General features: G+C 61.3%; 6 protein-coding genes and 2 tRNA genes. All 8 read right to left on the minus strand.

All coding sequences use genetic code 11. The features are described from left to right. Positions 1–40: 40 nt before the first annotated feature. Positions 41–1945: a SurA N-terminal domain-containing protein gene (locus AC51BJ_RS06140; RefSeq protein ID WP_496279659.1), complete on the minus strand. Its 1905-nt coding sequence runs from the start codon at positions 1943–1945 to the stop codon at positions 41–43. 78 nt (positions 1946–2023) lie between these two features. Next, positions 2024–2100: transfer RNA gene (locus AC51BJ_RS06145), tRNA-Asp, on the minus strand. A gap of 27 nt (positions 2101–2127) precedes the next feature. Then, a tRNA-Val gene (locus tag AC51BJ_RS06150) sits at positions 2128–2203 on the minus strand. A gap of 80 nt (positions 2204–2283) precedes the next feature. Further along, complete coding sequence (gene lon, locus AC51BJ_RS06155) at positions 2284–4695, minus strand: endopeptidase La (RefSeq protein ID WP_496279660.1); 2412 nt, start codon at positions 4693–4695, stop codon at positions 2284–2286. A gap of 105 nt (positions 4696–4800) precedes the next feature. Then, positions 4801–6066, minus strand: a complete 1266-nt coding sequence (gene clpX, locus AC51BJ_RS06160) for an ATP-dependent Clp protease ATP-binding subunit ClpX (RefSeq protein WP_019917134.1) — start codon at positions 6064–6066, stop codon at positions 4801–4803. Between the two features lie 52 nt (positions 6067–6118). Beyond that, positions 6119–6736, minus strand: a complete 618-nt coding sequence (clpP, locus tag AC51BJ_RS06165) for an ATP-dependent Clp endopeptidase proteolytic subunit ClpP (protein ID WP_019917133.1) — start codon at positions 6734–6736, stop codon at positions 6119–6121. A gap of 81 nt (positions 6737–6817) precedes the next feature. Then, the gene (gene tig / locus AC51BJ_RS06170) at positions 6818–8119 is read right to left on the minus strand and encodes a trigger factor (protein ID WP_430434904.1); all 1302 of its coding nucleotides are present in this window, start codon (positions 8117–8119) and stop codon (positions 6818–6820) included. A 72-nt stretch (positions 8120–8191) separates the two neighbouring features. Next, positions 8192–8445: ThiF family adenylyltransferase (locus AC51BJ_RS06175; protein WP_496279661.1), on the minus strand; the 254-nt coding region annotated here is incomplete at its 5' end.

Raw genomic sequence — 8445 nt, forward strand, 5'->3', positions numbered from 1 at the left:
GCCACCTTAAAGGTGGCCTTTTTGTTCAAGCTACCCGCGCTCAGGGCTGCTTGGCGTTGTCGATCAGTTTGCGATTGACGGTCACCGGATACTCCTTGCGCAGCGAGGCAAGATAGGCGGCGAAATCGTCCTGCGACACGGTCTGTTCGAGTTGCGCCTTGATCGCTTCGACGCGCGCGGGATCGAGCGCTTCCTTCGGCTGCTTGACGGCGGTGATGCGGAAGATCGCAAAGCCACCATTATCCATCGGGAAGCCCAGATAGGCCGGCAGCTTGTTGGCCGGGGCATTGAAGATGGCGCGCACCATGGTGGCGGCCGGGCCCTGCGCCTGGGCGCGCGAGATGTCCTGCGGCGGCGACCAGTTCAGCGGCGCCTCCTCGCCGGCACGCAGCTTGGCGAGCGACGCTTCGCCCCGCTCCAGCGCCATCTTGCGGCCCGCTTCGAAGCCCAGCTTCTTCTCGATGTCGGCCTGCACTGTTTCGAAGGGTTTGATCGACGGCGGCAGCTGTTCGATCACGCGCGCCGACACCAGAGTGTTCGACGCAGTCTCGATCGCCTGCGTGTTGCGACGGTTCTTGACCGCATCTTCCGAAAAGATCGCCTCACGCAGCTTCTCGTTGTCGAACGGCGCCGGCATCAGCAGCCCCTTGGGAATCAGGGGGCTGGTCTTCACCTGCAGACCAAGCTTTTCGGCAGCCGGTGCAAGACTGTCGGCCTGCTCATAGACGGTATTGCTGAAGGTTTCCGCCAGTTCGGCAAAGCGCCGACGGGCCGCCTGCTTCTTCAGATCGTCGGTAATCTCCGCGCGTGCCTGCTCGAGCGTTTTGCCCTGACCGCCGCGGACGTCCTCGACCTGGATGATGTGGTAACCGAAATCGGTCTCGACGACACCGCTGACTTCGCCCTTCTTCAACGCAAAAGCGGCCTCCTCGAACGGCTTCACCATGGTACCGCGGCCGAAGAAGCCCAGATCGCCGCCATTGTCCTTCGAGCCCGGATCATCGGAGTTGGCCTTGGCCAGTTCGGCGAATTTCGACGGATCGGCCTTGACCGTCTTCTGCAGGGCCTCGGCCTTGGCCTTTACAGCCTTGCGATCTTCGGCGCTGGCGCCCGCGTCGACGCTCAGCAGGATATGGCGCGCCTTGCGTTCCTCGCCCTGCATGTAGCGTGACTGGTTGGCTTCAAAGGTCTTGCGCACCTCTTCCTCGCTGACCTCCTGTGCCGCCGCAAGCGCGGCTTCGCTGAGCACGAGATACTCGACCTTGACCTGCTCAGGGACAGAGAACTCCTTCTGATTGTCGTCGTAGTACTTGCGCACCTGCTCCGGCGTGATCTTGAACTGCTCGATGAACTCGAACGGGGTGATGATGGCTTCGCTGACCTCGCGCTCTTCCTGCTGCATCTGTGCCCAGCGACGGGCAAGCGAGGCCGGCACGAAGGAACTGCCGGCGACACCGGTGTACAGCTGGCGGATCACCAGATCCTGACGGATGCGGGCCAGCAGGCCGTCGCGGCTGTAGCCCTGCGTCTGGGCAACCTGGTCGAAGCGCGCTTCGGAAAACTTGCCGTCGATCTGGAAACCGGGAACGCCGGCGATGATCTGGCTCATGCGCGCATCGGAAACCGTCATGTGCTGACGTTGCGCCTCCTGCAGCAGGATGCGCTGGCTCACCAGCCCGTCGAGGGTCTGCGCACGCGCCTGCGGCGTCTCCATCATTTTCGGATCGAACTGCTCGCCCGCCATGTCGCGCAGGCGATCGGTCTGATCACGCAGCGCCTGTTCGAACTCTTCCGGAGCGATCTTCAGCTTGCCAACGACCGCCGCGTCCTCGCGCACCGCATCGTTGTTCATGTAGGACTCGACGCCGAAGAAGGCGAAGGGCAACACCATCAGCAACAGGACGGCCTGGACCACGCGCTTGTTGTTGCGGACTGCATCGAACATAGGAACCTTTCGCGGAGCCCGGGCTTTTCGGGCGCAGGAAATGAAAAAGGCGAACAACCGTTCGCCCGCTGTCAGTTTTGGCGGAGTGGACGGGACTCGAACCCGCGACCCCCGGCGTGACAGGCCGGTATTCTAACCAACTGAACTACCACTCCAGTTTTGCGGGGCAACGAGGCAGGGACTGGTGGGTGCTGACGGGCTCGAACCGCCGACATTCGCCTTGTAAGGGCGACGCTCTACCAACTGAGCTAAGCACCCGCTGCCTGAAGGTCGCTGCAAAAAACAGCCCGCGATAATACCTCACAAGAGGCTGTTCGCGGGCTGTTGTCAGGCAGCGATCAGTGCGTAACGACCGAGCCGGCGGCCGCGGGTTCCTCGACCTTGGCGACCACGGTTGCCGAATCGGCCTCGGGCAATGGATCGGGCTTGCGCTCGAGCGCGCGCTCGAGCACGTCGTCGATCCACTTCACCGCCACGATCTCGATCGAGTTCTTAAGCGTGTCAGGCATGTCCGCGAGGTCCTTCACGTTCTCCTGCGGAATCAGCGCCGTATGGATGCCGCCGCGTACCGCCGCGAGCAGCTTCTCCTTCAAGCCACCAATGCCCAGCACCTCGCCACGCAGCGTGATCTCGCCAGTCATCGCGACGTCCGCACGGACCGGGATGCCGGTCAGCGCAGACACCAGAGCGGTGGTAATCGCGATGCCCGCCGACGGACCGTCCTTGGGCGTCGCGCCTTCCGGGAAGTGCACGTGCAGATCGGACTTCTCGAACACCTCGTCCTTGATGCCCAGGCGACGTGCGCGCGAACGCACCACGGAGCGCGCTGCCTCGACCGATTCCTTCATCACGTCGCCGAGCGAGCCGGTACGCTGCACCGCGCCCTTGCCCGGCATGGTCGCGACTTCGATCGTCAGCAACTCGCCGCCGACTTCGGTCCAGGCCAGACCAGTCACCTGACCGATCTGGTTGTCCTTCTCGGCAATGCCGAAGGTGTAGCGACGCACGCCGAGGAACTTGTCGAGGTTCTTGGCGTTGACGATCACCTTGGATGAACGCTTGCGCATCACGAGGCCCTTCACCACCTTGCGGCAGATCTTGGACACTTCGCGTTCAAGCGCACGTACACCGGCTTCGCGGGTGTAGTAGCGCACGATATCGCGCAGCGCGTCTTCGGTAACCGACAGCTCTTCCTTCTTCAGGCCATTGTTCTTCATCTGCTTCGGCACGAGATAGCGCTGGCAGATGTTGACCTTCTCTTCTTCCGTGTAGCCGGACAGCCGAATCACTTCCATCCGGTCGAGCAGCGGCGCCGGAATGTTAAGCGAGTTGGCAGTCGCGACGAACATCACGTCCGACAGGTCGTACTCGACCTCGACGTAGTGGTCGACGAAAGTCGAGTTCTGCTCCGGATCGAGCACTTCGAGCAGCGCCGACGACGGGTCGCCGCGGAAGTCCTGCCCCATCTTGTCGACCTCGTCGAGCAGGAAGAGGGGATTCTTCACCGCCACCTTCGTCATGTTCTGCAGGATCTTCCCCGGCATCGAACCGATGTAGGTGCGACGGTGGCCACGGATTTCAGCTTCGTCGCGCACACCGCCCAGCGCCATCCGCACGAACTTGCGGTTGGTCGCCTTGGCAATCGACTGGCCGAGCGAGGTCTTGCCGACCCCCGGAGGGCCGACCAGGCACAGAATGGGCGCCTTCAGCTTGTCGACGCGTTGCTGCACCGCCAGGTACTCGAGGATGCGTTCCTTCACCTTCTCCAGACCGTAGTGGTCCTTGTCGAGAATCTTCTCGGCTTCGGCCAGATCCTTCGAAATGCGCGACTTCTTGCGCCACGGCAGGCCGACCAGCGTCTCGATGAAATTGCGCACAACGGTCGCCTCGGCCGACATCGGCGACATCAGCTTGAGCTTCTTCAGCTCGGACTGCGCCTTGGCGATCGCCTCCTTGGTCATGCCAGCGGCCTTGATCTTCTTCTCGATCTCCTCGAGATCGGCGCCGTCCTCGCCCTCGCCCAGTTCCTTCTGGATGGCCTTGACCTGCTCGTTCAGGTAGTACTCGCGCTGGCTCTTCTCCATCTGCCGCTTCACGCGGCCACGGATGCGCTTCTCGACCTGCAGGATGTCGAGTTCGGTTTCCAGCTGCGACAGCAGGCGCTCGATGCGCTCGGCCGTACCGAACAGCTCGAGGATGTCCTGCTTCTGTTCGAGCTTGAGCGGCAGGTGCGCCGCCACCGTATCCGCCAGACGGCCCGCTTCCTCGATGCTGGACAGCGAGGTCAGGATTTCCGGCGGAATCTTCTTGTTCAGCTTGACGTACTGATCGAACTGGCTGATCAGCGCACGACGCATCGCCTCGATTTCGTGCGAGGTCTGCTCGACGGCGGGCACCGTGGTGACCTGGGCCATGAACAGCGTCTTGATATCGACGATATCCTCGACCGTCGCGCGCTGCGTGCCTTCGACCAGCACCTTCACGGTGCCGTCCGGCAGCTTGAGCATCTGCAGGATGTTGGCAACACAGCCAATACGGTAGAGGTCTTCGGGATTCGGCTCATCCTTGGCGGCAGACTTCTGTGCCACCAGCAGAATGCTCTTGCCGGCTTCCATGGCCGACTCGAGCGCCTTGATGGATTTCGGGCGACCGACGAACAGCGGGATCACCATGTGCGGGAAGACGACGACGTCCCGCAGTGGCAGAAGCGGCAGTTCGAGTTGCTCGGGAACGGTTTGGAGGCTGGACATTGCTATTCCTTAACGCGACAGTGTCAGACAGATTGGGGCGGCACTTCCCGAATCAAGCCGCCCCGGCTCCGGCACCCGCGCAGCGCGCAAACCGACGCGCGGGTATCAGTTCGAACCGGACACCTTGGGTTGGTCGGCGAACAGCATGATCGGCTTGGTCTCGCCGTCGATCACGCCCTCGTCGATCACCACCTTTGCGACATTCTCGATGCCCGGCAGTTCGTACATCGTGTCCAGCAGTGCCGACTCGATGATGCTGCGCAGACCACGTGCCCCGGTCTTGCGCTTCAGTGCCTTGCGGGCGATCGCCTGCAGCGCACCCGGGCGCACCTCGAGCTCGACGCCTTCCATCTGGAACAGCTTCTGGTACTGCTTGATCAACGCGTTCTTCGGCTCGATCAGGATCTGGATCAGCGCTTCCTCGTCCAGTTCCTGCAGCGTCGCAACGACCGGCAGACGGCCAACGAACTCGGGAATCAGGCCGAACTTGATCAGATCCTCAGGCTCGACATTGCGCAGCGCCTCGCCGGTGCTGCGGTTATCGCGACTTTTCACCTCGGCACCGAAGCCGATGCCCACCTGCTCGGTGCGATTGCGAATGACCTTCTCGAGACCATCGAACGCGCCGCCGCAGATGAACAGGATGTTGGTCGTATCGACCTGAACGAAGTCCTGGTTCGGGTGCTTGCGGCCGCCTTGCGGCGGCACGCTGGCGACCGTGCCCTCGATCAGCTTGAGCAGCGCCTGCTGCACGCCCTCACCCGATACGTCGCGAGTGATCGACGGGTTGTCGGATTTGCGCGAAATCTTGTCGATTTCGTCGATGTAGACGATGCCCTGCTGCGCACGCTCGACTTCGTAGTCGCACTTCTGCAGCAACTTCTGGATGATGTTCTCGACGTCTTCGCCGACGTAACCCGCTTCGGTCAGCGTCGTGGCGTCAGCCATCACGAAGGGCACATTGAGCAGGCGCGCAAGCGTCTGCGCGAGCAGCGTCTTGCCCGACCCGGTCGGACCGACGAGCAGGATGTTGCTCTTCGACAGTTCGACCTCGTCCTTGCGCGACATGTGACGCAGGCGCTTGTAATGGTTGTAGACGGCAACCGCGAGAATGCGCTTGGCCGGCGATTGCCCGATTACGTACTGATCAAGGATCTCGCAGATCTCCTTCGGCGACGGCAGATCGCCGCGCGCACTCTTGCCCGCCTGCTCGCTGCTGATCTCGTCTCGAATGATGTCGTTGCACAGATCGATGCATTCGTCGCAGATGAAGACCGACGGCCCGGCGATGAGCTTCTTCACTTCATGCTGACTCTTCCCGCAGAACGAGCAGTAGAGCAGCTTTTCGGAACCCGATTTCTTGTCGGTCATGACTCAACTCCAAACTTGACAGGTACACCTGCGTTGCATGCGGAGACCGCACTCAGGCCGCACTCTCCGCGCGCGTTGTCAGTACCTTATCAATAATGCCGTACTCGCGCGCCTGTTCCGCCGAAAGGAAATTGTCGCGATCCGTGTCGCGTTCGATTGTTTCGATCGGCTGACCTGTGTGGTGCGCCATGATGTTGTTCAGCTTGGCGCGCAGCGTCAGGATTTCCCGGGCGTGGATTTCGATGTCCGACGCCTGCCCCTGAAAACCGCCCATCGGTTGATGAATCATCACGCGCGAGTTCGGCAGGCAGAAGCGCTTGCCCTTCGCACCGGCCGACAGCAGGAAGGCGCCCATGCTGGCGGCCTGACCGATGCACAGCGTAGACACGTCCGGCTTGATGAACTGCATCGTGTCGTAGATCGACAAGCCCGCAGTGACCGAGCCGCCCGGCGAGTTGATGTAGAAGAAGATGTCCTTGTCCGGATTCTCGGATTCAAGGAACAGCAACTGCGCAACGATCAGGTTGGCGGTCGTGTCATTCACGGGTCCGACCAGAAACACCACGCGTTCACGCAGCAGACGCGAGTAAATGTCGTAAGCGCGCTCGCCCCGACCACTTTGCTCGATGACCATGGGCACCATGCCCAGACCGACAGTTTCCGACATCATTCGACACTCTCCCGGACGAGGCCGCCGGTGCGGCCTCTCGTATTCATACAAGCAAGCATCGGACCCGACACGTCGTACCGATCAGTTCGTTGCCATCAGGTCGTCAAACTCGACAGCCTTATCCGACACCTTTGCAACGCCGAGAACCCAGTCGACCACGTTGTCTTCGACAACGAGCGCTTCGACTTGTGCCAGACGTTGCGTATCGCTGTAGTACCAGCGAACGACATCGGCGGGATCTTCATAACTTTGAGCCTGCTCTTCCACCACGGCGCGGATTTGTTCCGGCTTCGCATACAGCTCGTTCTTCTTGACGATTTCGGCAACAACGAGGCCGAGACGGACACGGCGCACAGCTTGGTCGGCAAACCATGCCGGCTCGACCGGAATGTCCTTCACGTTCATACCGCGTGAGGCAAGATTTGCACGCGCTTCTTCCGCCATGCGCTGCGACTCCTGCTCGACCAGCGCGCTCGGCACGTCAAACTCATGCGTTTCGAGCAGCAGATTCATGACCTCGTTCTTGACGCGTGCCTGCAGACGCTTCTTGACCTCACGTTCCAAGTTGGACTTGACGTCCGCCTTGAGCTGTTCGACGTCGCCGGACGGAACACCGAGGGACTTCGCGAAATCTGCGGAAAGCTCAGGCAGCACCGGGGCCTCCACCGACTTGATCTTGACCTCGAACTGAACCGTCGTACCGGCCAGATCCTTTGCCTGATAGTCCTCGGGGAAGGTCAGCGAAAACGTCTTGGAATCTCCCGCCTTCAAGCCTTCGACATTCGTCTCGAACTCGGGCAACAGCGCGCCCGCGCCAAGAACGACAGGAAAGTCTTCCGCGGTGCCGCCGTCGAAAGCCTCGCCTTCCCGCGTTCCGCGGAAATCCATGACAATCCGATCGTCCTTGGCGGCAGCCTTGTCCGCAACAACGTAGCTGACACGCTGCTTACGCAGAACTTCGAGCGTCTTTTCGACCTCCGCATCCCCGACAGTCAATACCGAGCGCTCGAGTGTCTTGCCGCTGAGGTCCGCCGCAACGATCTCCGGGTACACTTCGAAGGTCGCACTGAAGAAAACCTTGCCAGGCTCCGTGGATTCTGCGGGTTCGATCTTCGGGAAACCTGCAACGCGGAGGTTCTGCTCACGCACTGCGGCGCCGAAAGCTTGCTGAACGGCTTCGGTGAAAGCCTCCGAGCGAGCTTGCGCCGAGTATTGCTGCTCGACGATCTTCATCGGCACCTTGCCCGGGCGGAAGCCGGGCATCTTGACCGTGCGCGCCATCCGCGCGAGGCGAACCGCAACGCTCTTTTCGACATCCGCGGCGACCACCGACATGTTGATCTTCCGCTCGAGTGTGTTCACGGGTGAGGTGTTCTGCGCCATTAGCGAATGTCCTTGAATCGTAGGGAAAAATTAGGCGTGATTGTATGAGATTCCGCGATCGCGGATAGCTTTCTAGGATAACACAGCACGCAACGCTCTGAGCCTCGCGCCCGGTAATCCGATCGCCCAAGTTTGGCGATCATTCGATGCTGCACCTGCGAGCTGCATCCACGTTCGTCGTACCGCCGCGACGTTATCGAGGTCGATGATGTTGATGTTGTGGATGCCGTGTCGTGCGATGGCTTCGGCGGCCCATGATCCGACGCCGCCGATGCCGACGATGGTGACGGATGCGTTGTGGAGTTTTGCGTATGCGCCGTTGCCGT

The sequence above is a fragment of the Methyloversatilis sp. S146-33 genome, assembly GCF_059552495.1.